The sequence below is a fragment of the Microbispora sp. H11081 genome, from assembly GCF_012999535.1.
Taxonomy (GTDB): domain Bacteria; phylum Actinomycetota; class Actinomycetes; order Streptosporangiales; family Streptosporangiaceae; genus Microbispora.
This window is the reverse complement of the sequence record NZ_JABBWV010000006.1, coordinates 106,835-131,763: the sequence shown is the minus strand read 5'-3', so window position 1 is coordinate 131,763 and position 24,929 is coordinate 106,835. Positions and strand designations below refer to the sequence as shown.

Genomic DNA, 24,929 nt, shown 5'->3' with positions numbered 1-24,929 from the left:
GGGCCAAGGATGTCCGTATGAAAATTCTGGTCATCGGCGGTTCCGTGTTCCTCGGCCGCGCCATCGTGGAGGAGGCGCTGCGGCGCGGTCACGAGGTGACGACGTTCAACCGCGGCAGGAGCGGGACCGACCTGCCGGGTGTGGAGGCGGTCCGCGGCGACCGCGAGGTCACCGACGACCTGCGACGGCTCGCCGACGGCAGGCAGTGGGACGCGGTGGTCGACGTGTGCGGGTTCGTCCCCCGCGTCGTCCTTGAGTCCGTACGCACACTGTCGGGGCACGCTCCGCACTACACGTTCGTCTCCAGCATCTCCGCCTATCGGGACTGGCCCGGGAAGCAGGGGGTCGACGAGACCTTCCCGCTGTTCGACTGCCCGCCGGACGCGGACGCCGAGTTCGGCGACTACGGCGTGCTGAAGGCCGGCTGCGAGCGGGCGGTCGAGCAGCACTTCGACGGCGGCGCCCTTGTCATCCAGCCCGGCCTGATCCTCGGCCCGCACGAGAACGTGGGCCGGCTGCCCTGGTGGCTCACCCGGATCTCCCGGGGTGGGCGGGTGCTCGCCCCCGGCGACCCCGACCTGCCGATCCAGCTCATCGACGCCCGCGATATCGCGGCGTTCACCCTCGACCAGGTGGCGATGGGCACGACCGGCCGCTACATGACCGGAGGGGTGCCGGGCGACATCACGTTCGGCGGCTGGCTGAAGGACTGCCTGGAGGTCACCGGCTCCGACGCGGAGTTCGTCTGGGTCGGCGACCGGTTCCTGCTCGACCAGGGTGTGCAGCAGTGGACCGAGCTTCCCCTGTGGGCGGCCGCCGGGGAGAGCGAGGGCGTGTGGACCCACTCTTCGGCGAAGGCCATCGCGGCCGGTCTCACCTGCAGGCCGCTGCGGGAGACCGTACGCGACACCTGGGAGTGGCTGAAGGACATCCCCGAGGAGCGACGCAGTTTCGGCGGCCTGCGGCTGAGCCATGGCATCGACCCGGAGAAGGAGGCGCGCATCCTCGCCGCGTGGGACGCCCGCACCTGACCGCGCCTGACCGCGCCTGACCGCGCCCGACTGTGACGCGGGCCGGGGCCGGGGCCGGTATGAGGCACGGATTCGGCTGCTTCGCCGTCCATGCGGGGCTTTAGGCTGTCGGTCATGATCTGGGTGGTGTCGGCGATGGCCGTGCTGGTCGTGTTGTTGGTGGCGCTCGGCGTGACCGGTCGCCTGCCCGGAGTCTCACGGGGGCGGCCCGCATCGCGTCCCTCGGGCCGCCCGCCGGGCCGTACCGGCGGGCAGCCAGGGCCCTCCGGACGGGGCACGGCCGGCACCACGCGGCGAGGCGCCAAGCCAGGCAGCGGCACCGGTTCCGGCACGGGGTCCGGCACCAGGCCGGGCACGAGACCAGGCACAGGGCGCGGCTCGTCCGGCCCCGGCGGCGGCCGCCGGACGACGGGCGGCGGCGCGGCCACGCAGGCAGGCCCGCGCCCCGGTGACATCTGGTGGGCCGACGTTCCCTTCGAGGACGGGCCCGGCCACAAGGTGCGCCCGTGCGTGGTGCTCAGGACCTACCGGGGCGGCGCAGAGGTCCTGAAGATCACGAGCCAGGATCGCCGCGACCGCGACGACCACGTGGAGATCCCCACCCGCACCTGGGATCCCGACGCCGCCCACAACAGCTTCCTCGACCTCACCGGGCCGGTCCGCGTCCCCGTCGCCGACTTCCAGGACAGGGCGGGCACGCTCGACGCGCGCGTCTGGCGGCAGGTCTGCCGCCTCCACGAGATCACCCCGAACTGACCCCACCCTGCCGCTCCCGGTGAGCGGAACCGATGCGTGCCGTCAGCGCGGTGACGCGGGCCCCACCTGGCCGCCGCGCGCCGGCAGACTCGCGGCGATGCCGCCGAGCAGCCGGTCCAGGCCGTACGCGAAGCGGTCGTCGGCGGTGGTGTACTCCCGCCCGGCCTCCTTCGTCACCCGCTCCAGCATGGGATAGTTCCCCGTCGCGATGAGCGACTGGATGTAGGACAGGTGCCGGGCCAGTCGCTGGGCCAGGGTGAGCCCCAGCCGCCGCGTCGCCTCGACCTCGGCCAGTTCGCTCTGGATGTGACCGTGCACGTACGCGAAGACCGCGCCGACAAGGGTCAGCATCTCGTCGACGGTGAGGCCGAGACCGTCGAGCATCCCGAGGGCGGTCTCCATCAGACGCGCGCTGTTCGGGCCGGCCTGCGGCCGGCCGGCCGCGAGCGACGCGAGCCACGGATGCCGGAGCATGGTGCGCCGCGCCTGCCAGGCGAGCAGGCGGAGTCCTTCGGCCCAGTCGCCAGGCGGCTGCCGGTCCTCCGGCAGGTACTCCCCCACGGCAGTGTCGATCATGAGATCGAACACCTCGTCCTTGCCCGTGACGTAGCGGTACAGGGACATCGTGCCCGCCCCGAGATCGGCGGCGAGCCGCCGCATGGAGATCGCCTCCAGCCCTTCCGCGTCGGCGATCCTGATCGCGGCCTCGGTCAGAGCGGCTCGGCTGAAGCTCGGCCGCGGCCCCCGCGCGGGGTGCTCGGGTCGCGTCCACAGGTTCTCGTGGTCTTGCATCGTTCGTCGTCCCAGGTCGTCGCACTATTGCGTACACCGTACCGGGTATGTACGCTCACCTCAGGAAAGTGAGTACGCCGTACTCGGTTTTGGCCGCTCCGACGAGGGGACCTCATGCCCGCGATCCTCGCCGAGGACGACTTCACGGTTCCCGGTCCCGAACTGTTCGACTTTCCGCCGCTCTGGCCCGGCGCGCCGTTCTGGCTGACCAAGCCCGTGGTGCTGGCCGTGGCCGGCGTGGTCCTGCTGTGCGCGCTCGCGTGGGGGGCGTTCGCGCGGCCGTCGCTGGTCCCCCGCGGCCTGCAGCATCTCGGCGAGTACGCCTACCTGTTCGTCCGCGACCAGGCGGCCAGGCCGTTCCTCGGCGCCGACGCGGAGAGGTGGATGCCGTTCCTGCTCAGCCTGTTCTCGGTGATCCTGCTGTGGAACCTGTTCGGCGTGATCCCTGGAGCGCAGTTCCCGGTGAACTCGCACATCGCGTTCCCCGTGGTGTTCGCCCTGGTCGTGTACATGATCAAGCTCTACCTCGGGCTTCCGGCACCACGGGGTGGGCGGCTATCTCAAGAGCCTGATGTTCCCGCCCGGCCTGCCGAAGCCGCTCGCGCTGTTCCTGTTCGCACCGCTCGAACTGCTCTACACGTTCGTCACCGCGCCGTTCACGCATGCCGTACGGCTGTTCGCGAACATGTTCGCGGGGCACCTGCTGCTCGCGTTCTTCAGCGCGGTGGGGTTCTGGTTCCTCGTCGAGCACCCCACGGCGGCCGGGTTCCCCGTCGGTATCCTCGGCGTGGTCATGGCCGTGCTGATGACCGGCCTGGAGATCTTCATCCAGTTCCTGCAGGCGTTCCTCTTCACCATGCTGGCGGCCATGTACATCGGCAACGCCCTGCGCCCCGACCACTGAGACGGGGATCCGTACTCACCGGTAACTGAGTATCGGCGCTCATGCCCGGCAGGCGGGTGCCGCGGACGATGACACCATGACGCAACCGGTTAAAACCTCGACGACGACAGCCTTCTACATCCAGGCCGTGCTGTCGTTCGCGATCTCCCTAGCGGGCCTGGCCGCCGGCATCCTCTACCTTCCGGTCACGGCCTGGGTGCGCTCCTTTCTCGCGCTCGGGCTGATGTACGTGGTGACCTCGACGTTCACGCTGGCCAAGTGCGTACGGGACCGGCAGGAGGAGGCGAGCGTCGTCAACCGGGTGGACCAGGCCCGGCTCGACAAACTCCTCGCCGAGCACGACCCCTTCCGGACCGACTGACAGGACCAGGTCGGCCGGGCGACGGGCGGCACACGCTGGACCTTCATGGGGGCCTCGGCAGGGCGGAGCGGGGTGGAGGGCACACGAACCGATCGCGACCTTAGCAGCCTCACACCACTTAATCCATCCATGTGACGAAGTCTTCTCGTCAGCGAATTTACTTCTTGACATGACAGGCCCCACTACCGCCTAATTCTCTCGAAAGTATCAGAGATGCCGTCAAAAGCATCACCTGTCACCGCCCGCTGCCTGCAGCCCGGACCGGAGCGCGCCGCGTTCCCTTCCGGCAGACACGACGTCATCCCGGCCGGCTCGTCACCGCCCGCGGAGGCGGAGCTGTCCGGCGCGGACACGGGACGTCGTCACGATTGAGGGAAACCATGTCCGAGGTAGGCAGGGGCACGAGGCGGAGCGTGTTCTCCCGGCGAGCCTTCACCACGACCGCCACCGCGGCGGCGTTCGCCCCGCTGGTCATGTCGGGCCAGGCGAGCGCGTCCCCGCCGGACAAGACCGCGCCCGCGCCGCCCTCGCCGCCCGGCCCGAAGAACCCCCGCCGCATCACCCTCTACGCGGAGAACCTGCCGAACGGCGACATGGGCTACGGCCTGGAGCCCGGCAAGGCGACGATCCCCGGACCGCTCATCGAGATGGTCGAGGGCGAGACCCTCGAAGTCGAACTGGTCAACAACTCGGACGTGACCGCGAGCCTCCACGTCCACGGCGTGGACTACGAGGTGAGCAGCGACGGCACCCGGATGAACAACAGCGTGGTGGAGCCGGGCGGCCGGCGCACCTACGTCTGGCGCACCCATGCGCAGGGCCGCCGCCCCGGCGGGACCATCGAGCCCGGCAGCGCGGGCTACTGGCACTACCACGACCATGTGGTGGGCTCCGACCACGGCACGGGAGGCATCAAGAAGGGCCTCTACGGGCCGCTGGTGGTCCGCCGGAAGGACGACGTCCGGCCGGACAAGACGTTCACCGTCGTGTTCAACGACGTGATGATCAACAACATGAGAGGGCAAGGGCCGCACTTCCTCGCCAAGATCGGCGAGCGGGTGGAGTTCATCGTGATCACTCACGGGAGCGCCTTCCACACCTTCCACATCCACGGGCACCGGTGGGCCGACAACCGCACCGGGCTACTGGAAGGGCCGCAGGACCCGAGCCGGATCATCGACACCAAGACCACCGGCCCGGCCGAGTCGTTCGGCTTCCAGGTGATCGCCGGGGAGCGCGTGGGCCCTGGGGCGTGGATGTACCACTGCCACGTGCAGAGCCACTCCGACATGGGCATGGTCGGGGTGTTCATGGTGGCCGACGAGCACGGCAACGTTCCCGACCACGACATGGGCGGGATGGACCCGGATTCCGGCATGGGCACCATGCCGCACTGACCCCCGTCCCGCCCTTGACCGCGCCGGGCGGGCCCGTTCGCGACTCGGGCCTGCCCGGCGCCCCATCCGGGGCGGGACGCCGCGCCGCCGAGCAACGAGGTCAGTAGGGTGCGGCCCATGACCAGCGACGCGTACGGGCGCCGGCGAGCGGACGTCACCGCCGCCCCCGGAGCAGGGGCGGCTCTCGACTACTACCTGATCATGTCGGGGACGGGCGCCGAGGGAGTCGTCGTCGAGGAGTTCGCCCTGGCCGGCGACTTCAGGACCATCGGCCTGGACACCGCGGGATGGACCGCGGCCGACGGCGTGTGGTGGAGTTCGGCGGCCTTCGGGCGCGCGATGCGCGAGGATCCCGATCTGCGCGCCCGCGTCCGCGCGGTCAGCCGCCGCGAGGCCGAGGACGGGTATCGCGATCTCGGCGGCGGCGACCTGCCCGGCGAGGCGGGGCTGCGGGCGATGTTCCACGACTGCCTGCCCCTGCCGGACTCCCCTCCTCTGCGGCTCGGCCCGCCGGGGGTTCCCGCCGGCTTCCACGACACGCGGGTCTACCGCCTGCTGTTCGCCGGCGAGCCGAACCTCTCCCGTCTCGCGGAGGCGGTGACGCTTGTGGCGGAGGCCGGCGACCCGCGGACCCGGGTCGTCGGCACCGGTGTGCTGCACACGGCCTCGGACGTCTTCACCTGGAACGTACGCAGGATCGGGCCCGGCGCCGCCTGGTCCGTCGACCTGACGGCCCACCTGGGGACCACGTCCGACGAGGCCCTCGGACCGCTGCTGCGACGGTTGACGACGATCATGCGCCAGGCGGGAGCGGTCCCCGTGACCGTCGAGCGTTTCTCCTGACCACGCGGGCCGCACCGCCTCGCGGCCGGCGGCAAGCCGCCGCCGGAGCGCGCGGTCACTGCTCGCGCATGCCCCAGGGGGAGCCGTACGCGGTGAGCAGGTCGAGGAAGGGCCGGGGCGACAGGGCCTCCGGACCCAGGACGCCGGCCCCGGACCAGACGCCGGTGGCCATCAGTTCGAGGGCCACGACCGGGTTGACGGCGGTCTGCCACGCCACCGCCTGCGAGCCGTACTCGCGCATGGACCACTCGTTGTCGACCACGTGGTAGAGGTAGACCTCGCGCCGACCGCCGTTCTTGGTGCCCTTGACCCAGGTGCCCGCGCACGTCTTGCCGCGCATGCGATCCCCGAGGGTCGCCGGGTCGGGCAGGCACGCCGCGACCACGTCACGCGGGGAGACCTTGACGGTGGCGCCGTCCGCGGCGACGACCCGGACCGGCTCGGTGCGGTCCAGCCCCAGCAGGTGCAGGGTCCGCAGGGTGTCGATGAACTCCGCGCCCATGCCGTACTTGAAGGTCACCCGCTCGGCGCCGATCCAGCGCGGCATGAGCAGGACCTCCTCGTGTTCGACGTTGACGCACTCGACAGGGCCGATGCCCTCGGGGAAGTCGAACACCTCCGGCTCGCTGAAGGGCGGGGTGGTGAACCAGCCCCGGCCGGCCTCGTACACGATCGGGGGGTTGAGACACTCCTCGATCGTGGTCCAGATGCTGAAGGACGGCGCGAAGTCGTACCCGTCGACGGTGAGGTTGGCGCCGTCGCGGACGCCGATCTCCTCGATGTGGTCGAAGAGTTCGTCGGCGGCGTACCGGGCGAAGACGTCCGACAGTCCCGGCTCCACCCCCATGCCGACCAGCGCGAGCCTGCCCGCCTTCTCCCACTCGCCGGCCATCTCGAACTGGGCGTCCCCCAGCTTGACCCCGCACACCTCGTAAGGGCGCTCCGGGTCGGGCCGCGACAGCGACATCGCCATGTCGAGATAGTGCGCTCCGGCCGACAGCGCCGCCCGGAACAGCGGCATCACGAACCGCGGGTCGGTGGCGTTGAGCAGGACGTCGCAGCGGTGTTCCGCCAGCAGCGCCGTCACCGCGGCCTCGTCGCCCGCGTCCACCCGCAGGGCGCCGAAGCGCGCGCCCGCCTCCCCGAGCGCGGCGACCGCCGCCTCCGCGCGGGACAGGTCGTAGTCGGCCACGAGCATTTGGTCGAAGAAGGACCGGCGGGCCGCGATCCGGGTGATCGCCGTACCCACCGCACCGGCACCGACAAGCAGAACACGCATGACAAAAACTCCCTTTCCAGGACAAAACGTCTTGGTAGGCCCGATCCAACGCCATCCCCGCTGATAACGTCAATGGTGTTGGCATAAGGACGCAGAGAGGAGGAGCGGCGTGCCCAAGCCCGTCGTCCCTGAACCGGCGCGCAGACGACGCCGCCCGACGAAGAACGGCGTGGTCCTCTCCGAGGACCTGATCGTACGAACCGCTCTGCGCATGCTGCGCGAGCACGGCTCCGCAGGACTGACCGTACGGCGGCTCGGCATCGCCCTGGGCGCGGACCCCAGCACGCTCTACCGCTACTTCGCCGGAATCGACGACCTCACCCTGGCCATCGGCGACATGCTCATCGGCCGGGCCATGGCCGGCTGGCGCCGCACCGGCGACTGGCGCGCCGACCTACGCGAACTGGGCCTGCTCATCCACGCCGCCTACCTCGAACACCCCCAGGCCGCGGTGCTGACCGCCAGCCGCATCAGCGGCAAGTCCCACGAGATCGCGGCCGACGAGGCGATCCTCGGACTGCTGCGCGGCGCCGGGTTCCCCGACCGTGAGGCGGTCCGCGTCTACCACGCCTTCATCGACACGACGCTGGCCTTCGCCGCGCTCGACGCGGCCTCCCTCGCGCTGCCTGAAGAGGCACGCAGGGCGGACGAGGAGATCTGGCAGGCGACCTACGCCCGCTTGCCGGCCGACACCCACCCCAACATCGCGGCGGTCGCGCCCCTGCTGATCGCCGACATGAACGACAGCGCCTACCCCGCCACTTTGGACATGCTGCTCGACAGCGCCGCGTCACGCCTCGACGCCGTCTCCGTACGCTCCTGACCCGCGAGCCGGTACGACCCTGCCGGCCGCCCGGCCTCAACGAGGGGTCAGAACGCAGAACTCGTTGCCGTCGGGGTCCGCCATGACCACCCAGCCGGCATCGCCCTGACCGATGTCGATGCGCTTGGCGCCGAGGGAGACGAGACGGTCGACCTCCGATTGCTGGTCGCCATCGGCGGGGGGAGCGATGTCGAGATGCAGCCGGTTCTTGCCGTTCTTCGGCATCAGCGGCGGGCCACCCCAGGTGATCTTGGGGCCGCCGTGCGGCGAGCGGATCGCGGTCTCCTGGTCCTGGTCCCAGACCAGCGGCCAGCCTAGCGCCGCGCTCCAGAAGTATCCGACCTCCTGCGAACCGTCGCAGGACAGCGCCCCGACGAATCCGCAGTCGGCGAGGAACTTGTTGTCCGGCCCGATGACGCAAAACTCGTTGCCCTCGGGGTCCGCGAGCACGATGTGGTCGTCCTCCGGGCTCTGCCCGACGTCGATGTGCCGGGCGCCGAGTTCGAGCGCCCTCGCCACCTTCTGCTGCTGATCTTCGAGGGACGTGCTCGTCAGGTCGAAGTGCGCGCGGTTCTGGCCGGATTTCCGCGCCAGGGTCGGCAGGAACCGGATCCGGAACCCGGTGTCGTCGCCGGGCAGGAGCGCGATGTCGTCCTCGGCCGTCTCCCAGCCCAGGAAGTCGCCCCAGAACTGCGCGAGACCGACCGGGTCGTTCGCGTCGAAGCAGAGCGCGACGAGGTGACTGGTCATGCCGCTCCGCACCTCCGATCTGAGTGCTCGGCAGGGCACATCCAGCGCGCCCACGGAGAGGCTCAACGCTAGGCGCTCCCGCCCCCGTCACGCCAAGCGTTTTTCGGCGGGGACGTCCTCCCGTGCCCACGGACTCGATCGCCGTTCGGCACATGCCGGCCGTTCCGGAGGCTCTCGCGCTCCGGCGGCCTTCGTCGCGGCGCGCGGGCGGCCTGGAGCGGCTCGCGGGGGGACGAGCCGCGCCCGTCGCCGACATGGCGCGACGGGTTCACGGCTGGAAGTCGCCCACCCTGCCGACGTCGCGTGCCGGGTTCACCAGGAGTGCCAACGGCGACCTGTCGGGACGGTCCGCGGTCTGCCGCTGGTGCGGGTAGGCCGGTCGCGGTCCCGGACGATGCGGCCAGCGGTCCGGGAGTGAGCCGAGGTAGGGGGGCCGGTGATTCGGGCGGGGCGCCGAGGACGCGGGCACGCAGTCGTACTGCGGGCACGGCGTGGTGAAGCACTGCTTGTGCGAAGGCACGCAGACGCGGCCCGGACCGCAGTTGACCGCCGCACACGGCGATCCCGGACTACAGGCACCCGCCTTCTGCCCGGCCGGCGTGGCCGCGATGACCGCCTGCGCCGATAGAGCCGCCCAGGCTGAGGTCATGGCGGCCGTCGACGCCGCCGCGGCCACGCCCATTATCAGGATCAGTTTTCCGAGCATGTCTCCCCCGGCTGCGGTGATCGCTTCTACCTCTCGCGATGCTCGCACCGGCCACACCCGCTGACGGCAAAACGGCTCTCAGCAAGTCGCATGTCTTGCCGTACGTTGTCTGTCGCGCCTGGATCGACTCGTCCACTTGTTCCGCCGTCTGATCCACGACCCGTATTGGGTGGCAGAGGTGATCTGTACTGAATGATGCTGTACCGGTGTCATCGGCGCTGACCGCGGCGGAATATGAGAGCACGGTTGCCCTGTTGCGGGGCAGGTGTATTCAGAGGGTCATCTACTACCCCCTGATGAGCGGGGAGGACGGTTGCGAAGTCGAAGACTGGGACTTCGGGCCGTGGCACCAGCCGACCATGGGCGTCGAGTTGCTCACCGGCGACGGCGCTCGATTCTCGGCCGTGTGGGGAAGCAGCTTCGAACACTACGGGCTTGAACTCTTCCTTCAACCGATCACCGCTCACCTGGTAAGGATCGGAGAGCCAGGCGGCTCGGCGGAGGTGGACGTGACCGATCACTTCCGCTGGTCAAGCCTCATCGACAGGAAACTGACCCGCGCCGACATCGTCTGGTCCGAAGACCGCGAAGGCGGCATCCGACTGCCGGTCGCCATCCGGCTGTGTTCGAAGGAGAGGACAGTGTGGATCGCCGCCGGCCGACCGGTGGACTGGCCACCAGGCGACGTCTACCACCTGGGTACCGACGATGTCATGGTCGTCTTCACCCCCGAGTTCGCCGCCAAGGCAGGCATTCCCGTCAGCGGCGTGTGGGAGTGATCGAGCCGTCGGCCGTTGATCCGCATGCGCCGAGCCGACTCTGGGCCCGACAGTTCCCGAGTGTCCGCCGTTCGCCCACTGGCTAAGCAACTCAGGACTTCCAGCCCAGACAATCACTGCGTGAGCTTCGCGCGTTCCCTCTCGGAGCCGGAGCGCCCCCGCCGGAGGCGTCACCCCCGCGCCGCGCAGCACTGGCGGCTGTTCCAGCTCAGCCCACCGCCCGTGATCAGACCTGTACTGTCGCGCGGCGGCCCGCCTCGACTCGTCCGCGCCAGCCGTCCGGCGTGGTTTCAGCCGGCCGCCGGAAGCGCCAGCGGGAGGCGGCGGCGTGCCGTGACGGCGGCGCGTACGGCCCGGCTTCGGGCCGCCTTAAGACGTACAGAACGTTCTCACAGGGCCCAAGCGCCACTCGTCGAAGCAGCCGACGGCACCTGTGCTCCCGGAACTCAAAGCTGCGCGGAGCCGCAACTGTGTATTGTTCCGCGCCGGAGTTGTAGGCCGGGTTCTTCTCCGACCCGCGGCGGATCTCCGGAACCAGGCCTGGGCTGGAATTTCGCGCCCCAGAATTCGCCAACAGTTTTGGGGATCGCTGACGCTTCGACGGAACAGAGACGGAACGAATGGCCGGATCCCGGTTCTCTCCCCTTTCCCGCCCTCTGGAGCACCGATCCATCGACCTCGGGCTGATGAAAGCCGTCTTTTGAGGATATTCGCGACCCCCTTGCCGTGCGACTGTAACTGCACGACAAGGAGGGATCGTTTCATGACTGTCAAGGCATGGAAGGGCAGATCGGCCGTGGTCACGCTGCTGACCGCGGTACTCGCATTGGCGCTGCCGACCGGCCCGGCCGGTGCGCAGACCGGGAAGACCTACCGCGGCACCGCCAGCGTGGTGGTCGACGTCTACGACTACTGCGGTGGCCAGTTCGGGGGGAACCGACGATTCGTCGGCACCAGCCGCTACAGGGCGGCCGCCCAACTCATCACCGGCACTCGCCAGTCCGCCGGCCGCCAGGTCGAGCGCAATCCGTTCCACTGGGAGTTCTACGTCGGCAAGATCGGCGCCGTTGGTTCGTTCCAGCTTGGTTCGTCCACCATCGTCACCGCTTCGGGCCGGGACATCGCCGGCAACCCGCGCGATCCCAGGCTCCTGCTCGGCTACTGGGTCACGGGCCGATCGGGCGCCTCCTGGTCCGGCAAGCTGGTCGACGACCATCGCGCCGAGGGCGCCTCCTTCAATCACTTCTGGGCCCAGACCCCGCTCGTGCCCTGCCGTGATCTCGGTTCGATCGTGAACCTGCACTCCTTGAAAGAGGGTGCGACGATCTCGGGCCGGGTGAGCTCGGGCGGCGCTGCGTTCACCATCCGGGGCGCCACCTACGACGGCCTCTACCGGTTCCGCATCGACTTCAGCGGCTGACCTGGGCTTTAGGGGACCCGCTTCTACGACCTGAGGCACTTCTACGCGTCGAGTCTCGTCCTCGCGAACCTGAACCCGAAGGTCATCCAAGCGCGTTCGGGGCACGCCACGATCGCCGAGACGATGGCGAAACCATGATCGCTGGGGGCTGGCGGAACAGGGCCGGACAGCGGCACCTGGTCCACTCCTAGACCCAGGCGAGAGGCGTGAAGGTGGACGAGTCGGCCCGTAGGCCGGGTTCAGCGGGCGTAGGTGCCGACGAGATGTAGGTCGCCCCCGAAGCTTCGCGCGACCACCACGCCCCCGTCGAAGACGAACTCCGCCTCCACGCACTGGACCGGGTCCACGGTGTCGAACTCCTCGGTCACACGCACAAGTCGCTCCCCGATATGCCGCACGAAGGGAACAGCGGCAGGGGCAGGGACTATGTCGACGCGGCTGCCCAGCCCCTCCATCGCATAGCTATCCCCTGGTTCGCTCGGCGTGATCCGGAGTGCCCAGTCGGACGCGACATAGACCAGGACGATTATCGCCTCAAGGTGAAGCCAAACGTGCTGGAGTTCAGGGGCGTCGGACTCGTGGGTGAACAGGGCCGCGGTCACCGCGACCAGGCGTTGATGCTCCAGGCTGGGCAGATCCACCGCTCCACTATCCCCGGACCGGGGCCGGACGGCTCCGCCGATATGGCCATCCAGATGTCGGAGATCTGATCCGTCCTGCTGGCTGACCTGCGACGGCTGCTCGGCTCGCGCGTTGAGCCGGCCTTTTATGCGCCCTGACTTGCCCCGCCCTGACTGTGTCCTCCGGATTTTGTGACAAGATCGCAGGGTGCTACGCCTCACCGATTTCATCATCGACTGCCCGGACACGATGAAGCTGGCGGCTTTCTACTCCGAAGTGACGGGCCGCCCGATCAAGGAAGGTAGCCACGAGAACTGGGCCGGTATCAAGTTCGGCGAGGTCGAGCTGGCCTTCATCCGGGTGGACGACTACCGCGCTCCGCAGTGGCCCGACAGCGAGCACCCCAAGCAGTTCCATCTCGACTTCGAAGTGGACGAGATCGAGTCCGAGCAGCGCCGCGTCCTCGACCTCGGCGCGACGCTGCGGCAGGACTGCATCGGCCCCAACGGCTACGGCTGGCGGGTCTACACCGACCCGATCGGCCACCCCTTCTGCCTGTGCCGCAACAAGGGCTTTGATTGGACCGACCAGGGCCCGATCCTGCCCTAGCCGTCACCGCTCTGACGGAGGGCTGAAGGTGGACGAGTCGGCCTGTAGGCCGGGTACAAATTTCGCACCCTCCCTACGTGCACGCTTTCGCCCCACCTCCGAAGCGACCTGCGATGACGTGACGCTTCCGTTCGTTGTCATCGCTTGCCAGCACTTTCCGGTGCCATGTGCCCCCAAAGTGCCCCGACGGATGCATCACGCTACGACTGATCGTGGTGGAAGACTTCGTGTAGCCAGTGATCGAAGTACCTGCGTGCAGCCTCGCTGTCCCGAGGATTCAGCGCCAGCCACTCGCGGGCGGCCCGAACCATCTCGGCCTTAGCAAGGTCTTCCTCGGCTGGCTTGAGCTCCACCCAGTCGGTGAGCTCACCCCACAAGTTGTACATGCTGACCGCGTACCCGTACTCGCCGGTGGTGATGACCTCGATCGTGTCGCCCATGAATTGCAGCCCAACCTCGTAAGGGTCGTCCGCGCGAAGGAGCTGTCCCGCGAGCTCGCGGGTGTGCTCGAGATAGGCAGGCCAAACCTCGTCGTCTGAGCAGCTCACGGGCCGAGGATCACACGTCGCCGTGCGCCGCCGTAAATCCTGGTGGACCTCTTCCTTATCAGGTAGCGGCAAGAGGTGCTCGAACTGATCTCGCGGCGTCTCTCCCTGCAAACACACTCCGCTGCCGTCCGTCAGCGTCCGGTGTCGTCTGTGGGCGTTGTCACGCAGTTGGTCACGCAGCGATCCGGTAAGCGGTCCCGCCTGGAGTCGCCGACGGAGTCCGTAAGCTATCGCCCATGTTGCCCGGATTCGCTTATCATCCCGATCCACTAGCAACAGGATCTGTGAAGGTCTCCGAGAGCACGTGCGTGTATTGCGGGGAAGCTCGGGGCTACACATATGTCGGCCCTGTCTTTTGCGCGGAGTCCCTCGGGAACCGGCCGTGCCCCTGGTGCATCGCCGATGGGAGCTTCGCAGCTCGCTACGAGGCCGAGTTCACAGACTTGTACGACGTTCCGAGCACCGTCTCGATGGAAACGATCGAGATCATCAGCCGACGCACACCCGGCTTCTCCAGCTGGCAGGATGGGCGTTGGCTCTTTCACTGTGGCGACGGGGCCGCTTTTCTCGGGCCAGTGGGGGCGCGGGAGCTCGCCGCCTTCCCAGACGCGACAGAGATGTTGCGTCATGAGGCATCTGAAGGGTGGCCCCCAAACCACGTGGAAGACTTCATCACTGCTCTAGACAAAGACGGCGATCCGACTGCCTACTTGTTCAGATGCCGCAAGTGCGGAACTCACCTGGCCTACGCGGACTACACCTGATCGCTCTTCCGGTGCGGTTCGATAGCAGGAGCCCACATCAGGCCGGCCACCTGATCACCACCGAATGTCTGCGCTACCTGCCCGAGGACGTCTACGCCTGGGTGCGGGAGCAGGAGTGACGGTTACCGACCGGTGGCACAAGTCCCACCCGAAGAAGGGTGAGCCTTTCTGTCCCGAGCACAAGCGCGTCCCTACACGGGAGCACGGTCGTGGTGACCGGTGGCTCGTTCGGTATCGGGACGAGAAGCGTCTCCAGCTCAAGCGGAGCTTCGATCGCAAGGCTGACACTGACCGCTTCGACGCTGCCCGCAAGGCGGACACCGCCCGTGGGGACTGGATCGACCCCAAGCTGGGTCAGACGAAGTTCGGCGACTACGCGCCGGAATGGTTGGCCGCGCGGCTGCACAAGCCGACCACCGAGGAGACCTACAGGAACCACCTGCGCAAGCACATCTACCCGGCCTTCGACCGCGTGCCCCTCGCGTCGATCCGGCCCACCGCCGTGCAGCAGTGGGTCAAAAGCCTGCGGGCCAAAGGGCTCGCTCCTCGCACGATCTAGACCGTCCACACGATCTTCGCGAGCATCATGCGCGGGGCTGTACGTGACGGTCTGATCAGCAAGACACCTTGCCGGGACATCCGTCTGCCGCACGCCGACAAGACCGTGATCCGGCTCCTGGTGTCCTATCAGGTCATGAGGGTGAGCCGTGCCATGCCGCCGAAGTACGGGCCGTTGGTGCTTCTGGGCGCGGCTGCCGGTCTGCGGCAAGGGGAAGCGTTAGGGCTCTCGGTGGATCGCGTCAGGTTCGCCGATCAGATGATCAGGATTGATCGTCAGGTGGTGATCGATCGTCGGCCGACGATGGCGACTCCGAAGAGTCCGGCGTCGGTGCGTGAAGTGCCCATGCCGGTGTTCCTCGCCGAAGCGCTGGAGAAGCACATCGCCGACCACTCCCCCGCCGATCTCCTCTTCTCGACCTCGCACGACAACCTGATGCGGCGGGACTACTTCAACGCTCGCATCTGGAAGCCAGCGATCAGAGCGGCCGGTCTGCTGCCGGACACGACCTTTCACGACCTGCGGCACACCTTCGCGAGCACGGCCCTTGCTGAGGGCGTTCCGATCTCCGAGGTGTCCCGATGGCTCGGCCACGAGTCGATCACCACGACGGTCGATCTCTACGGGCATCTCGTGCCGGAAGCCTCCGAGCGGGCTCGTACGGCGCTAGATTCGGCGTTCCGTTCCGCGCTCGATGTGCCCCCGATGCGCCCCGAGCAGGAGTGATCCGGGAGTCCGCCCAGCTCAGAGGGGCGGAAGGTGGACGAGTCGGCCTGTAGGCCGGGTTCTGTGGTCAGCCGCGAGGGCTGACCGGCGGCCATCCATCTAGGACCGCCGTTACCGGCGGCCTCAAGCGGTCTACCCGCGCGGCTCGGGCGGGCAGCCCTCGAACGTCGCGCGCGGGACGTTCCGGAGAACGTCCCTTCTTGACCTTGCTCCGGGTGGGGTTTACCGAGCCGCCCACGTCACCGTGGGCGCTGGTGGTCTCTTACACCACCGTTTCACCCTTACCCCCGCGAAGGGGGCGGTCTGTTTTCTGTGGCACTGTCCCGCGGGTCGCCCCGGGTCGGCGTTACCGACCACCCTGCCCTGTGGAGCCCGGACCTTCCTCGGCAGGGCCGGAGCCCTGACGCGGCCGCCCGGCCGGCTCGTCCACCGTGCAGGTAAGCCTAGCGGCTCCGGGACCACTCCCCGCCCCGGCCGGCGGTCATGTGAAGAGTCTCAGAGTTTCGCCCGCGAGACGGGGTCGGAAGACCACACCGGCGCAGGTCGCGGGCGGACGGCTCACAGGGATCACACAGAAGCTCCCAGAGACCACGCAGACCGGTGAGCGAGCCTGCGTCCATGATTGAGTTGCGGCAGCTGACCAAGAGGTACGGCGAGGCAGCCGTCGTGGACGGCCTCACCTTCGACGTACGGCCGGGCGTCGTCACCGGCTTCCTCGGGCCGAACGGCGCGGGCAAGTCGAGCACGATGCGGATGATCCTCGGGCTCGACAGGCCGACGAGCGGGAGCGCGACGATCGGGGGGCGGCGCTACGCCGGCCTGCCCGTACCCCTGCGGGAGGTGGGGGCGCTGCTCGACGCGCACGCCGTCCACCCGCGCAGGACCGCGTTCGACCACCTGCTCTCCCTGGCGTACGCCAACGGCATCGGACGGCGGCGGGTCGAGGAGGTGCTCGGGCTCGTGGGCCTGGCCGACGTGGCGGGCCGCCGGCCCGGCGGGTTCTCCCTGGGGATGAAGCAGCGACTCGGCATCGCGGTGGCGCTGCTCGGCGATCCTCCGGTGGTGCTGCTCGACGAGCCCGTCAACGGGCTGGACCCCGAGGGCATCCGCTGGATCCGCACGCTGACGCGGAGCCTGGCCGCCGAGGGCCGGACCGTCCTGGTGTCCAGCCACCTGATGAGCGAGATGGCCCTCACCGCCGACCACCTCGTCGTCATCGGCCGCGGGCGACTGATCGCCGACATCGGGCTGGAGGCGTTCGTCCACTCGGCCGCGCCGCAGGCGGTGCTCGTGCGCACCCCCGACGCACCGCGGCTGGCCTCCCTGCTCTGGGACGCCGGCGCCGCCGTACGGCCCGGCGCCGGGGACGGCCTGACGGTGACCGGGATGTCGTCCGCCGAGGTCGGGGGCCTCGCCGGCGCGCATGGAATCGTCCTGCACGAACTCACGCCGTGGCGTGCCTCGCTGGAGGAGGCCTATCTGGAGCTCACGGGCGACAGCGTCGAGTTCACCGCGAGTCCCGCCGGAGTCGCCTCGTGACCGCGTACGGCGTGCTGCGCGCGGAGTGGGTGAAGTTCCGCAGCATCCGGGCCATGCTCGGCTGCCTGGCGGGGGCGGTGGCGGCCGCCGGGGCGTACGGCTATCTCTTCGGCATGACGGCCGCCCGCGACTACCTCGCCGCGCCGGCCGCGGACCGGGCGGCCTTCGACCCCACGGAGACGGCCTTCCGCGCTCTCGTGCTGGCGGGAGTGCTCGTGAGCGCGGCCGGCGCGCTGACCGTGACCTCCGAGTACGCCGCGGGGACGATGCCGGTCAGCGTCACCGCCGTGCCCAGACGCGGGCTCCTGCTCGCCGGCAAGGGCGCCGTCGTCGCGCTGGCCACGTTCCTCATCGGGCCGCCGCTGGCACTCTTGTCGTTCGCGCTCAGCCAGGCGGCGCTGGCGGCGCGGGGCGTGCCGAGCGCGGGATTCGGTGATCCGGGAGTGCCCGGGGCGCTGCTGGGCGCGGGCCTGTTCATGGGCCTGGTCGGCCTGTACGGCCTGGCGCTCGGGTTCCTGCTGCGCAGATCGGCGGGGGCCGTCTCGCTCGGGACGTTCCTGCTGATCCTGCCCGGCATGGCGGGACTGTTCCCGGAGGCGGTGGCCAGGTGGATCGTCACCTGGTGGCCGAGCGCGGCGGGCGCGAGGCTCTTCGCGGTCCATGCCGGCACGGAAGGGCTCGCGCCGCTCGCGGGCGCCGGGGTGCTCACCGCCACCGTGCTCGGCCTGCTCTGCGCCGCCGCCGCCGTCTTCCACCGGCGGGACGCCTGAGGCGACACGCCCTGTACGCCGGGCTTAGCGCCGCGTACCTATTCTTCCGCTGATCGGCGAAGGGAGGCCGGAGGTGGACGGGCGGCACCTGCTGGTGGTCGACGACGAACCCGTGGTGCGGGAACTGCTGGCGGCCACGCTCCGCTTCGCGGGATACGAGGTGACCTCGGCCGCGACCGGGTCGCAGGCCCTGGAGACCGCGCGGGGCAGGCCGCCCGACCTCGTGCTCCTCGACGTCATGCTGCCCGACATGGATGGCTTCGAGGTCATGCGTCGTCTCAGGAAGCTTCCCCGACCGCTCTGCGGCAGCCGTCCCGGTCAGGTGCCCGTGCTGTTCCTGACCGCGCGCGACACCACGCAGGACAAGATCAACGGACTGCGGCTGGGCGGCGACGACTACGTGACCAAGCCGTTCGACCTGGAGGAACTGCTGGCCCGGATCGAGGCCGTGCTCAGGCGGGCCGGGGCCGCCCCCGAGGACCGCACCCTGCGGGTGGCCGACCTCGAACTCGATCCGGACGGCCATCAGGTGGTCCGGGCGGGCATCCCCGTGCGGCTGTCGCCGACGGAGTTCCGCCTGCTCCACTACCTGGTGCTCAACACGGGGAGGGTGGTGTCGAAGGCGCAGATCCTGGAGCACGTCTGGCGGTACGACTTCGCCGGCGACTCCAGCATCGTGGACACATACGTGAGCTATGTGCGCCGCAAGATCGACAAAGCCGGGCCCAAGCTGATCCACACCATGCACGGCATCGGATACGTGCTGCGCGGGCCACGCCCATGACGGCGCGCACGAGGCGTCCGTCGCCGCGCTGGGGGAGCCTGTCGCTGCGTGGACGGCTTCTGTTCACCACCATGGCCCTGCTCGTGGCCGGCCTCGCCGTCAGCGGCGCGGTCGCGGTCACCGCGCTGCGCGCCCACCTCGTCGATCGCGTGGACCGGCAAATCACGCCGATGGCGGCGGTGCTGTCGCGCATCCCCGCCCGGCTGGCCGCCGCACCGTTCGCGCCGTTCGCGCCGTCCGGGCCGTCCGGGCCGTCCGCGCCGCAGAGCGCGCGACCATCGGGCACCCCGCCCGGCCTGGACCTGATCGACGAGGTGTACGTCGCCTACGTGCGCGCGGACGGCGCCGTCGAGCAGGAGGCCAATCCGTGGCTGCGCGACGGACCGCGCGATCGGGGTCCCGCACTCCCCCGGCTCGGCACCGCCGAGGTGGAGCGGCTGGGCGGGCGGCCGTTCGACGCGACCGGCCCCGAGGGCGGCACATGGCGGGTCGTCGCCGTCCCGCGGCCCGCCTCCGCGACGGCGCCCACGGCCGCGTATGGCAGCGTCGTCGTGGCGGCGTCGCTCGGCGGGGTGAGGTCCACCGTCGCCCGCCTGACGACGGTCTGCGCGGCGACCGCGGCGGCGCTCGTGACGTTGCTCGCCGTCATCGGGTGGTTCGCCGTACGGCGAGGGCTGCGGCCCCTGCGCCGGATCGAGGAGACCGCCGCGGCCATCGCCGGGGGCGACCTCTCGCGGCGCGTACCCGCGCTGGCCGCGCCAGGGACCGAGGTCGGCCGGCTGGCGGCCGCCCTGAACGTCATGCTCGGCCAGTTGGAGGCGGCTTTCGCCGGACGGGAGCGGGCGCAGGCCCGGATGCGCCGCTTCGTCGCCGACGTCAGCCACGAGTTGCGCACCCCGCTCTTCGGCATCAAGGGCTTCGCCGAACTGCACCGGATGGGCGGGCTGCCCGACGCCGGCCTCGCCCTCGACCGCATCGAGAGCGAGGCGGGCCGCCTGGCCCGGCTCGTGGAGGACCTGCTCCTGCTCGCCCGCCTGGACGAGGGCGAGGACGTCCTGCCCATGGACCTCGCGCCCATGGACCTGCGGACGCTCGCCGCCGACGCCCACAACGACCTGCACGCGCTGGACCCCACCCGGGAGGTCACGCTGACCGGGCCGGACGGCGGGCCGCCGGGCGCGGCGCCGGTTCACGGCGACGAGGCGCGGCTGCGCCAGGTGGTCTCCAATCTCGTGGGCAACGCCGTCGCCCACACCCCGCCGGGCACGCCGGTGCGGATCGGCGTCGGCACGACCGGCGGGGACGGGGTCCTCGTGATCGCCGACGAGGGGCCGGGGATGCCCGTGGAGGAGGCCGCCCGGGTGTTCGACCGCTTCTACCGGGTGGACGGCTCACGCGGCCGTACCGGCGCCGGAGGCGCCGGGCTCGGGCTGGCCGTCGTCCGGTCGATCGTCGCCGCGCACGGAGGCCGGGTGGAGCTGCGGACAGGGCCCGGCGCCGGAGCGGCCTTCCGCGTCGTGCTGCCTCATGCCGCGCCGGATCCCCTCCCCCGTACGGCCGGGCGCCCTAACCGCGCGTGACGTCCCTGACGAACACCATCCCGTCGTAGCGGGACAGGTGAGCCGGGTCCAGCGGGGCGTAGCCGAACCAGGAGGGCCGGCGGAGGGCCGGCTGCGATCCGCCGAGTGCGGCGGCCAGGCGGCGGACGTCGACGACGCAGCGCTCCTCCGGCAGCGCGTACAGGAGCCCTTCGAGCGTGTCCGCCGGCGGAGTGTCCACCCCCTGAGGCCGGATCGTGCCGAGGGCCATAGCGAGGAAGGCGTACTCCTCGCCCAGGTGCGCCTCCGCGATCGCGCCGGAGCTCCACCACTCGAACGGCGCGTCGCCCAGCCGCATCGTGCTCTTGTCCCGTTGGAAATGACCGTTGTGGGCGTACGCCAGCACCGGGCCCCGATCGGCGAGGGCGAGCAGGTTGGCGGCGATCATCGAGCTCCGCAGGCCCAGGAGCCGCGGCACGCGGCCCGGTGAGGTGTCGGCCATCCAATGGTGGTAGCGCAGCAGTCCTGTGGCGGCGCGTCCGTACAGGCGTGCCCGGTCCCATTCGTCCCGCGTGGACGTCGCGAGCAGGCGCGGCGTCTCCGCGTCGAGCAGCGCCACGAGATCGTCGGCGAGCAGCCGCAACTCGCCGGCCTCGGCCGACCGTCCCACGGACTGGGACGGGTCCATCATCGTCGCGGGGTTGGCCCAGCGGCCGTCGGCGCCGAGCAGGCGGTCGAGCGTCTCGGCGTCGCAGGGGAGCAGGTCCGCGCCCACCCGGGCCGCGAGGTAGCCGTGGAGAGCGGTGAGCGCCTGGCGAGGGCTCGCGGCGTGGCTGATCTCCAGCGGGCCGTCCAGACCGGCGAACCGCAGCCGGTCGGACTCGGGCCGGCCCTCGTTGTACGCGCGCATCCAGCGCACGAGCTCGCGGTTGGCCGAGAACGCGCCCCACCCGTGGCTGATGCCGCGCTCCATGACCTCGTCGAGGGCGCCCGTGCCCGAGGTGACGTGGTCGTCCACGGCAAGGCCCATCAGGCAGTCGCTCTCGAGCGCGATCGTCCGGTAGCCCTCCTGCTCGACGAGCTGCCGGAACAGCTCGTTGCGCAGGTCCAGCAGTTCGTTGTCGCCATGGGTGGGCTCGCCCAGGGCGAGCACCCGCGGCCGTGACGGGAGCAGCCTCATGACGGAGGCGGCATCGACGGCGTGGACCGCGTCCTTGATGTCGGTAGCCATACCTTCAACGGTATCGTTGAACATTCAAGTGAAAACTTTTCCGGGCTTCGCCAGGCCTGATGGGATCGAAACCCTCAACTCGCGGGTTGAAGCCAGGCCGGCGTGCGGGCGCGGCTTGCCCTGTGGGAAACAAGACGAGCTTCGCCGCCGGCTCACCGATCAGAAGCAGGACCAGTTACCCGACCAAGGTTGCGTGACGGGACATAAGCTGGCTCGCTCACATCGGCAAGTCGGATGCCGCCCGGGTCGCTTCCGTCGCTGGACAGGTGCTCGACTGCGCCGAGGAAGTCGCGGAATGCCTGGTCGGTGCGGGTGGTGTCGCCGGTGGCATCGAGGTCCATGAGGAGACCACGGATGACGGCGAGAACGAGCGTCGCGAGATCCTGGCGCCCGATGCTGCGCAGGCCGTCCTCGAGCGGCCCGAGCCAGTCGGTCGTCGCGGTGCGCCGGAAGTTGGGCCACAACTTCTGCTCCGCGCTCTCGCGCAGCTGACCGAACATCTGCAGGTACGGCTGCCCGTCCGGGCCGGTAATGGAGGTCCAGGCGCGATACAGGGTGGCCGTGTACGGCTCGTCGGGTCGCACCCGCAGGAGGTCGCCGAATGTGTCGAGCTGACGTTGCCGCGCGCGCCCGAGGACGGCCCGCAGCAGGGCGTCGCGGGTGCCGAAGTGATAAATCAGCATCCGGGCTGAGGTGCCGGTGGCGGTGGCCAGCGGCTCGAGCCGGTCGGGGAGGCCATGCCCGAGTGCGTGATCAGTGCAGGCGTCGAGCAGCCTCTCCTTGATATGCGGTTCCGGTCGTCTGCCCACCACCCCACATTTTCACGTAACGATTATTACGTCTACCGTCGGTCGAAAGGCAGCCAAGTCAGACGCGGAGGTAGCGATGAGGGTCGTGTTCGTGCATGGGGCGTGCGTGCGGGACGGGTCGTGGTGGTGGCACCGCACCGCCAAGCTGCTGCAGGAGCGAGGGGTGCCGAGCGTGGCCCCGGCGCTGCCGAGTTGCGGCGAGGCGGGCCTGCCCGGCGGCGCTGACGGTCCGGGGCTGTCCGAGGATGTTGCCGCAGTGCGGCAGGTGCTGCAGGAAAGCGACGAACCGACCGTCGTGGTCGCCCACAGCTACGGCGGCATCGTCACCGCGGAAGCCGCAGCGGGAATCGGGTCGGTACGCCACCTGCTGCTGGTCTCCAGCTACCTGCCCGAGGTGGGACAGAGCCTGTCGGAGTTCGGGGACGGCGGCCCCGCCCCGTTCCTCGACGTCGACCCCGACGCCGGCACCTTCGGGGTTCGCCCTGAGTTGCTCGTGGACACGTTCCTTCAGGACTGCGACCCCGTGGTCCAGGCGCAGGCGGCGGACCACCTCGCCCGGCAAAGCGTGCAGGTGACCGGGCAGCCGGTCGGGGCGGCCGCATGGCAGCAGGTGCCCTCGACGTACCTCATCTGCGGCCAGGACCGGGGAACCCCGCCGCGGCTACAGCGCGAGTTCGCTCGCCGGGCCGGCAGCGTCGTCGAACTCGAGGCCGGCCACCACCCGTTCCTGTCCCAGCCCGGCGCGGTCCGGGACCTGCTGCTGAGCCTGTGACGGCAGCCACGGACGGGCGAGGGGCGAGGCCGTCCGCTGGCGTCACTTGGGCGCAACCGCGCGCCGAACACATTCGTGGAGCAGGGCGCGGCGCCGTTCGTGTACGTCTGAGGGCTCCTGGGCGGTCGCCGCATAGACGTTGCTGACCGGTGACCAGGCCATGGACATGGCGATGACCATGGCCATCACGTCGAACGGGTCTCCCTGGCACACTCGCCCAGCGGCTTGGGCCTCGGCGATGGCACGCAGCTTGTGATCGTCGAGGCGATCGTGGTCCTCCACGAGGTGGCCGGTTGGCCGGCGCTCCAGTCGCGCCCAAGTGGCCAGCCGGATGAGGTCGGGGCGGCGGAGATACTCGTCGTAGAGGCGTACGGCCCAGTCCGCAAGGTCGGCGGCGTCGATCGCTTCCTCACGCGCTGATCAACCTAAAGCTGATCACGCGCATTCCTCGATCATTTGTTAGGACTTCTAAGAGCGGCGCCCCTGTCAGAGTGGCGCTTTGTGAGCGGCGTCAGGAGAGGTGGGCGGTGTCGTTGAGCGCCCGTACGACGGCGGGCCCGTCGGCGTAGTAGTCGATCGCCGACAGGCAGGCCAGGTCGAGGTGCATCCGGTAGAGGGCCTCGGGCGGCGCGCCCAGCGCGAAGCGGACGAGCATCTTGATGGGGGTCACGTGGGAGACCACGACGACGCTGCGGCCCTCGTGGGTCTTCACGATGCGGTCCCTGGCCTGCTCGACCCGCCGCGCGGTCACCGCGAAGCTCTCCCCGCCGGGCGGCGCGACATCCGGGTCGGCCAGCCAGGCCGCCAGTTCCCGGGGCCAGCGCTGCTGGATCTCGGCGAACGTGTACCCCTCCCACGCGCCGAAGTCGGTCTCGCGGAGATCGTCTTCGACCAGCACGGCGATGCCGGTCCTGGCGGACACCGCCTCCGCCGTCTGCCGCGCGCGGGCGAGCGGGGAGGTGACGATCACCTCGACCTCGTACGGCTGACGCGACAGGCGCAGGGCGGCGGCCTCGGCCTGGGCGAGCCCGGTGGGGGTGAGCGAGGGGTCGCCCAGCCCGGAGAACCGCTTCTCCACCGACAGCGGCGTCTGCCCGTGCCGGAGCAGGAGCAGCGATGTGGCGACGCGCGTCGCGCTGGGCATCCATCCGTGCCCGCGCCGGTCGTGGGAGGCGGCGGTTCCGGCCGCCACGGCCCCGGCTCCACCGGCGGTCGCCGTACCCGCCGCCGCGTGACCATCGGCGGCCCTCGCCTCGGCTGCGGCGGGAGCCGGAACGCCCGTGGCGGCGGCGTCGAAGAGCGTGGGCGCGTCGGTGTTGGGCGGCTCGGCGCCGGGCTCGACGACCGGGGCGGCCTGCGGCGCGGAGGTTATCTCGCGCGCCTGCCAGGTCTCCCCCCTGGCCGCGGCGTCCATCGCCTCGTTGGCGAGCCGGTCGGCGTGGCTGTTGCGCTCGCGCGGAATCCACGTCCAGGTGACCCGGAAGCGCCGGGCCAGGCCCGCCGCCTCCAGGGCGAGTGGCCGCAGGCCCTCGTGCTTGACCTTCCAGCGGCCGGCCATCTGCTCGACGACCAGCTTGGAATCCATCCGCACCTCGACCCGCGCGCCCTCGGCGCCGAGCGCGAGCAGCGCCCGGAGCCCGGCGATGAGCCCGCGGTATTCGGCCACGTTGTTGGTCGTGGTGCCGATGGACTCGGCGGCCTCGGCGAGCACCCGGCCGGCGTCGTCCTTGACCACCGCGCCGTACCCGGCCGGGCCGGGGTTGCCCCGCGACCCGCCGTCGGCCTCGACGACGTAGCCCCCCGTCGCGCCCATCGCCG

28 protein-coding genes, 1 other RNA gene and 1 pseudogene are annotated in these 24,929 nt (G+C 70.2%); 20 read left to right on the top strand and 10 right to left on the bottom strand.

Features of this window, described 5'->3' with window-relative positions; translation table 11 throughout:
- Positions 1-17: 17 nt before the first annotated feature.
- Together HHX31_RS17680 and HHX31_RS33690 are read left to right on the top strand one after the other, a co-directional pair.
- Complete coding sequence (locus HHX31_RS17680; RefSeq protein WP_169949395.1) at positions 18-1,031, top strand: NAD-dependent epimerase/dehydratase family protein; 1,014 nt, start codon at positions 18-20, stop codon at positions 1,029-1,031.
- Between the two features lie 114 nt (positions 1,032-1,145).
- A complete protein-coding gene (locus tag HHX31_RS33690) occupies positions 1,146-1,787 on the top strand; it encodes a type II toxin-antitoxin system PemK/MazF family toxin (RefSeq protein WP_211589865.1) in 642 nt (213 codons plus the stop codon).
- Positions 1,788-1,829: 42 nt separating this feature from the next.
- Here the strand turns inward: HHX31_RS33690 and HHX31_RS17670 are convergent, their stop codons facing one another.
- Positions 1,830-2,579 carry a TetR/AcrR family transcriptional regulator gene (locus HHX31_RS17670; RefSeq protein WP_169949394.1) on the bottom strand — a complete coding sequence of 250 codons (750 nt, stop codon included), beginning with the start codon at positions 2,577-2,579 and terminating at the stop codon, positions 1,830-1,832.
- Between the two features lie 114 nt (positions 2,580-2,693).
- Here HHX31_RS17670 and HHX31_RS34415 point away from each other — a divergent pair.
- The 5 genes and pseudogenes from HHX31_RS34415 to HHX31_RS17650 all read left to right on the top strand — a co-directional run.
- Positions 2,694-3,053 (top strand): annotated as a pseudogene (locus tag HHX31_RS34415) (F0F1 ATP synthase subunit A); the annotation flags it as partial.
- 73 nt (positions 3,054-3,126) lie between these two features.
- Complete coding sequence (locus HHX31_RS34410; protein ID WP_311931922.1) at positions 3,127-3,483, top strand: F0F1 ATP synthase subunit A; 357 nt, start codon at positions 3,127-3,129, stop codon at positions 3,481-3,483.
- A gap of 76 nt (positions 3,484-3,559) precedes the next feature.
- Positions 3,560-3,844: a YiaA/YiaB family inner membrane protein gene (locus HHX31_RS17660; RefSeq protein ID WP_169949393.1), complete on the top strand. Its 285-nt coding sequence runs from the start codon at positions 3,560-3,562 to the stop codon at positions 3,842-3,844.
- A gap of 380 nt (positions 3,845-4,224) precedes the next feature.
- Positions 4,225-5,241 (top strand): multicopper oxidase domain-containing protein, encoded by a 1,017-nt coding sequence (locus HHX31_RS17655; RefSeq protein ID WP_211589864.1) that lies wholly within the window; start codon positions 4,225-4,227, stop codon positions 5,239-5,241.
- A 117-nt stretch (positions 5,242-5,358) separates the two neighbouring features.
- A complete protein-coding gene (locus HHX31_RS17650) occupies positions 5,359-6,084 on the top strand; it encodes a hypothetical protein (protein WP_169949392.1) in 726 nt (241 codons plus the stop codon).
- Between the two features lie 55 nt (positions 6,085-6,139).
- On the opposite strand, the gene HHX31_RS17645 is transcribed toward HHX31_RS17650, so the two are convergent.
- On the bottom strand, positions 6,140-7,363 hold the full coding sequence (locus HHX31_RS17645) for a saccharopine dehydrogenase family protein (protein WP_169949391.1): 1,224 nt from the start codon (positions 7,361-7,363) through the stop codon (positions 6,140-6,142).
- 109 nt (positions 7,364-7,472) lie between these two features.
- Here HHX31_RS17645 and HHX31_RS17640 point away from each other — a divergent pair, with 109 nt between their 5' ends.
- Positions 7,473-8,186, top strand: a complete 714-nt coding sequence (locus tag HHX31_RS17640) for a TetR/AcrR family transcriptional regulator (protein ID WP_169949390.1) — start codon at positions 7,473-7,475, stop codon at positions 8,184-8,186.
- A 36-nt stretch (positions 8,187-8,222) separates the two neighbouring features.
- Here the strand turns inward: HHX31_RS17640 and HHX31_RS17635 are convergent, their stop codons facing one another.
- The gene (locus HHX31_RS17635; RefSeq protein ID WP_169949389.1) at positions 8,223-8,936 is read right to left on the bottom strand and encodes a VOC family protein; all 714 of its coding nucleotides are present in this window, start codon (positions 8,934-8,936) and stop codon (positions 8,223-8,225) included.
- Between the two features lie 152 nt (positions 8,937-9,088).
- Here HHX31_RS17635 and HHX31_RS17630 point away from each other — a divergent pair, with 152 nt between their 5' ends.
- From HHX31_RS17630 to HHX31_RS17620, 3 genes are all read left to right on the top strand, one after another.
- Positions 9,089-9,310 (top strand): hypothetical protein, encoded by a 222-nt coding sequence (locus HHX31_RS17630; RefSeq protein ID WP_169949388.1) that lies wholly within the window; start codon positions 9,089-9,091, stop codon positions 9,308-9,310.
- Positions 9,311-9,938: 628 nt separating this feature from the next.
- A complete protein-coding gene (locus HHX31_RS17625; protein ID WP_169949387.1) occupies positions 9,939-10,421 on the top strand; it encodes a hypothetical protein in 483 nt (160 codons plus the stop codon).
- A 763-nt stretch (positions 10,422-11,184) separates the two neighbouring features.
- Complete coding sequence (locus HHX31_RS17620) at positions 11,185-11,841, top strand: hypothetical protein (RefSeq protein ID WP_169949386.1); 657 nt, start codon at positions 11,185-11,187, stop codon at positions 11,839-11,841.
- 239 nt (positions 11,842-12,080) lie between these two features.
- On the opposite strand, the gene HHX31_RS17615 is transcribed toward HHX31_RS17620, so the two are convergent.
- A complete protein-coding gene (locus HHX31_RS17615; protein WP_311931919.1) occupies positions 12,081-12,482 on the bottom strand; it encodes a hypothetical protein in 402 nt (133 codons plus the stop codon).
- Positions 12,483-12,669: 187 nt separating this feature from the next.
- Here HHX31_RS17615 and HHX31_RS17610 point away from each other — a divergent pair, with 187 nt between their 5' ends.
- Positions 12,670-13,071 (top strand): VOC family protein, encoded by a 402-nt coding sequence (locus HHX31_RS17610; RefSeq protein WP_169949385.1) that lies wholly within the window; start codon positions 12,670-12,672, stop codon positions 13,069-13,071.
- Positions 13,072-13,271: 200 nt separating this feature from the next.
- Here HHX31_RS17610 and HHX31_RS17605 read toward each other — a convergent pair whose 3' ends face one another.
- Positions 13,272-13,619, bottom strand: a complete 348-nt coding sequence (locus HHX31_RS17605) for a hypothetical protein (protein ID WP_169949384.1) — start codon at positions 13,617-13,619, stop codon at positions 13,272-13,274.
- 236 nt (positions 13,620-13,855) lie between these two features.
- Here HHX31_RS17605 and HHX31_RS35965 point away from each other — a divergent pair, with 236 nt between their 5' ends.
- The 3 genes from HHX31_RS35965 to HHX31_RS17590 all read left to right on the top strand — a co-directional run bounded on the left by HHX31_RS35965 (position 13,856) and on the right by HHX31_RS17590 (position 15,668).
- Positions 13,856-14,383: a CbrC family protein gene (locus HHX31_RS35965; RefSeq protein ID WP_169949383.1), complete on the top strand. Its 528-nt coding sequence runs from the start codon at positions 13,856-13,858 to the stop codon at positions 14,381-14,383.
- 115 nt (positions 14,384-14,498) lie between these two features.
- The gene (locus HHX31_RS17595) at positions 14,499-14,942 is read left to right on the top strand and encodes an N-terminal phage integrase SAM-like domain-containing protein (protein WP_169949382.1); all 444 of its coding nucleotides are present in this window, start codon (positions 14,499-14,501) and stop codon (positions 14,940-14,942) included.
- A 27-nt stretch (positions 14,943-14,969) separates the two neighbouring features.
- A complete protein-coding gene (locus HHX31_RS17590) occupies positions 14,970-15,668 on the top strand; it encodes a site-specific integrase (RefSeq protein ID WP_169949381.1) in 699 nt (232 codons plus the stop codon).
- Positions 15,669-15,702: 34 nt separating this feature from the next.
- Here HHX31_RS17590 and rnpB read toward each other — a convergent pair.
- An RNA gene (gene rnpB, locus HHX31_RS17585) (RNase P RNA component class A) lies at positions 15,703-16,093 on the bottom strand.
- 193 nt (positions 16,094-16,286) lie between these two features.
- Here rnpB and HHX31_RS17580 point away from each other — a divergent pair.
- The 4 genes from HHX31_RS17580 (at position 16,287) to HHX31_RS17565 (ending at position 20,341) form a co-directional block, all read left to right on the top strand.
- Positions 16,287-17,207 carry an ATP-binding cassette domain-containing protein gene (locus HHX31_RS17580; RefSeq protein ID WP_169949380.1) on the top strand — a complete coding sequence of 307 codons (921 nt, stop codon included), beginning with the start codon at positions 16,287-16,289 and terminating at the stop codon, positions 17,205-17,207.
- Positions 17,204-17,977: a hypothetical protein gene (locus tag HHX31_RS17575; RefSeq protein ID WP_169949379.1), complete on the top strand. Its 774-nt coding sequence runs from the start codon at positions 17,204-17,206 to the stop codon at positions 17,975-17,977. The genes HHX31_RS17580 and HHX31_RS17575 overlap by 4 nt, the downstream gene beginning before the upstream one ends.
- A gap of 73 nt (positions 17,978-18,050) precedes the next feature.
- Positions 18,051-18,761, top strand: coding sequence for a response regulator transcription factor (locus tag HHX31_RS17570; RefSeq protein ID WP_169949378.1), 711 nt, complete (start codon positions 18,051-18,053; stop codon positions 18,759-18,761).
- Positions 18,758-20,341: a cell wall metabolism sensor histidine kinase WalK gene (locus HHX31_RS17565; protein ID WP_169949377.1), complete on the top strand. Its 1,584-nt coding sequence runs from the start codon at positions 18,758-18,760 to the stop codon at positions 20,339-20,341. The genes HHX31_RS17570 and HHX31_RS17565 overlap by 4 nt, the downstream gene beginning before the upstream one ends.
- Here the strand turns inward: HHX31_RS17565 and HHX31_RS17560 are convergent.
- Positions 20,328-21,530, bottom strand: a complete 1,203-nt coding sequence (locus tag HHX31_RS17560; RefSeq protein ID WP_169949376.1) for an erythromycin esterase family protein — start codon at positions 21,528-21,530, stop codon at positions 20,328-20,330. The genes HHX31_RS17565 and HHX31_RS17560 overlap by 14 nt on opposite strands.
- A 152-nt stretch (positions 21,531-21,682) precedes the next feature.
- The gene (locus HHX31_RS17555; RefSeq protein ID WP_169949375.1) at positions 21,683-22,339 is read right to left on the bottom strand and encodes a TetR/AcrR family transcriptional regulator; all 657 of its coding nucleotides are present in this window, start codon (positions 22,337-22,339) and stop codon (positions 21,683-21,685) included.
- 76 nt (positions 22,340-22,415) lie between these two features.
- Between HHX31_RS17555 and HHX31_RS17550 the strand changes: the two genes are divergently transcribed.
- Positions 22,416-23,111, top strand: coding sequence for an alpha/beta fold hydrolase (locus HHX31_RS17550; protein ID WP_169949374.1), 696 nt, complete (start codon positions 22,416-22,418; stop codon positions 23,109-23,111).
- Between the two features lie 42 nt (positions 23,112-23,153).
- On the opposite strand, the gene HHX31_RS17545 is transcribed toward HHX31_RS17550, so the two are convergent.
- Together HHX31_RS17545 and HHX31_RS17540 are read right to left on the bottom strand one after the other, a co-directional pair.
- Complete coding sequence (locus HHX31_RS17545) at positions 23,154-23,513, bottom strand: hypothetical protein (protein WP_311932024.1); 360 nt, start codon at positions 23,511-23,513, stop codon at positions 23,154-23,156.
- 109 nt (positions 23,514-23,622) lie between these two features.
- Entirely contained in the window at positions 23,623-24,924 is a 1,302-nt protein-coding gene (locus HHX31_RS17540) for a bifunctional RNase H/acid phosphatase (RefSeq protein WP_169949592.1), read from the bottom strand.
- Positions 24,925-24,929: the final 5 nt, after the last annotated feature.

What these genes read in the sequence shown, in the direction of transcription:
- HHX31_RS17655 (WP_211589864.1), top strand. Translation starts at nt 4,225, where the DNA reads ATGTCCGAGGTAGGCAGGGGCACGAGGCGGAGCGTGTTCTCCCGGCGA.
- HHX31_RS17540 (WP_169949592.1), bottom strand. Translation starts at nt 24,924, where the DNA reads ATGGGCGCGACGGGGGGCTACGTCGTCGAGGCCGACGGCGGGTCGCGG.
- HHX31_RS17645 (WP_169949391.1), bottom strand. Translation starts at nt 7,363, where the DNA reads ATGCGTGTTCTGCTTGTCGGTGCCGGTGCGGTGGGTACGGCGATCACC.
- HHX31_RS17590 (WP_169949381.1), top strand. Translation starts at nt 14,970, where the DNA reads ATGCGCGGGGCTGTACGTGACGGTCTGATCAGCAAGACACCTTGCCGG.
- HHX31_RS17650 (WP_169949392.1), top strand. Translation starts at nt 5,359, where the DNA reads ATGACCAGCGACGCGTACGGGCGCCGGCGAGCGGACGTCACCGCCGCC.
- HHX31_RS17560 (WP_169949376.1), bottom strand. Translation starts at nt 21,530, where the DNA reads ATGGCTACCGACATCAAGGACGCGGTCCACGCCGTCGATGCCGCCTCC.
- HHX31_RS17580 (WP_169949380.1), top strand. Translation starts at nt 16,287, where the DNA reads ATGATTGAGTTGCGGCAGCTGACCAAGAGGTACGGCGAGGCAGCCGTC.
- HHX31_RS17635 (WP_169949389.1), bottom strand. Translation starts at nt 8,936, where the DNA reads ATGACCAGTCACCTCGTCGCGCTCTGCTTCGACGCGAACGACCCGGTC.
- HHX31_RS17625 (WP_169949387.1), top strand. Translation starts at nt 9,939, where the DNA reads ATGAGCGGGGAGGACGGTTGCGAAGTCGAAGACTGGGACTTCGGGCCG.
- HHX31_RS17620 (WP_169949386.1), top strand. Translation starts at nt 11,185, where the DNA reads ATGACTGTCAAGGCATGGAAGGGCAGATCGGCCGTGGTCACGCTGCTG.
- HHX31_RS17660 (WP_169949393.1), top strand. Translation starts at nt 3,560, where the DNA reads ATGACGCAACCGGTTAAAACCTCGACGACGACAGCCTTCTACATCCAG.
- HHX31_RS17670 (WP_169949394.1), bottom strand. Translation starts at nt 2,579, where the DNA reads ATGCAAGACCACGAGAACCTGTGGACGCGACCCGAGCACCCCGCGCGG.
- HHX31_RS17565 (WP_169949377.1), top strand. Translation starts at nt 18,758, where the DNA reads ATGACGGCGCGCACGAGGCGTCCGTCGCCGCGCTGGGGGAGCCTGTCG.
- HHX31_RS17680 (WP_169949395.1), top strand. Translation starts at nt 18, where the DNA reads ATGAAAATTCTGGTCATCGGCGGTTCCGTGTTCCTCGGCCGCGCCATC.
- HHX31_RS17550 (WP_169949374.1), top strand. Translation starts at nt 22,416, where the DNA reads ATGAGGGTCGTGTTCGTGCATGGGGCGTGCGTGCGGGACGGGTCGTGG.
- HHX31_RS33690 (WP_211589865.1), top strand. Translation starts at nt 1,146, where the DNA reads ATGATCTGGGTGGTGTCGGCGATGGCCGTGCTGGTCGTGTTGTTGGTG.
- HHX31_RS35965 (WP_169949383.1), top strand. Translation starts at nt 13,856, where the DNA reads ATGTTGCCCGGATTCGCTTATCATCCCGATCCACTAGCAACAGGATCT.
- HHX31_RS17630 (WP_169949388.1), top strand. Translation starts at nt 9,089, where the DNA reads ATGCCGGCCGTTCCGGAGGCTCTCGCGCTCCGGCGGCCTTCGTCGCGG.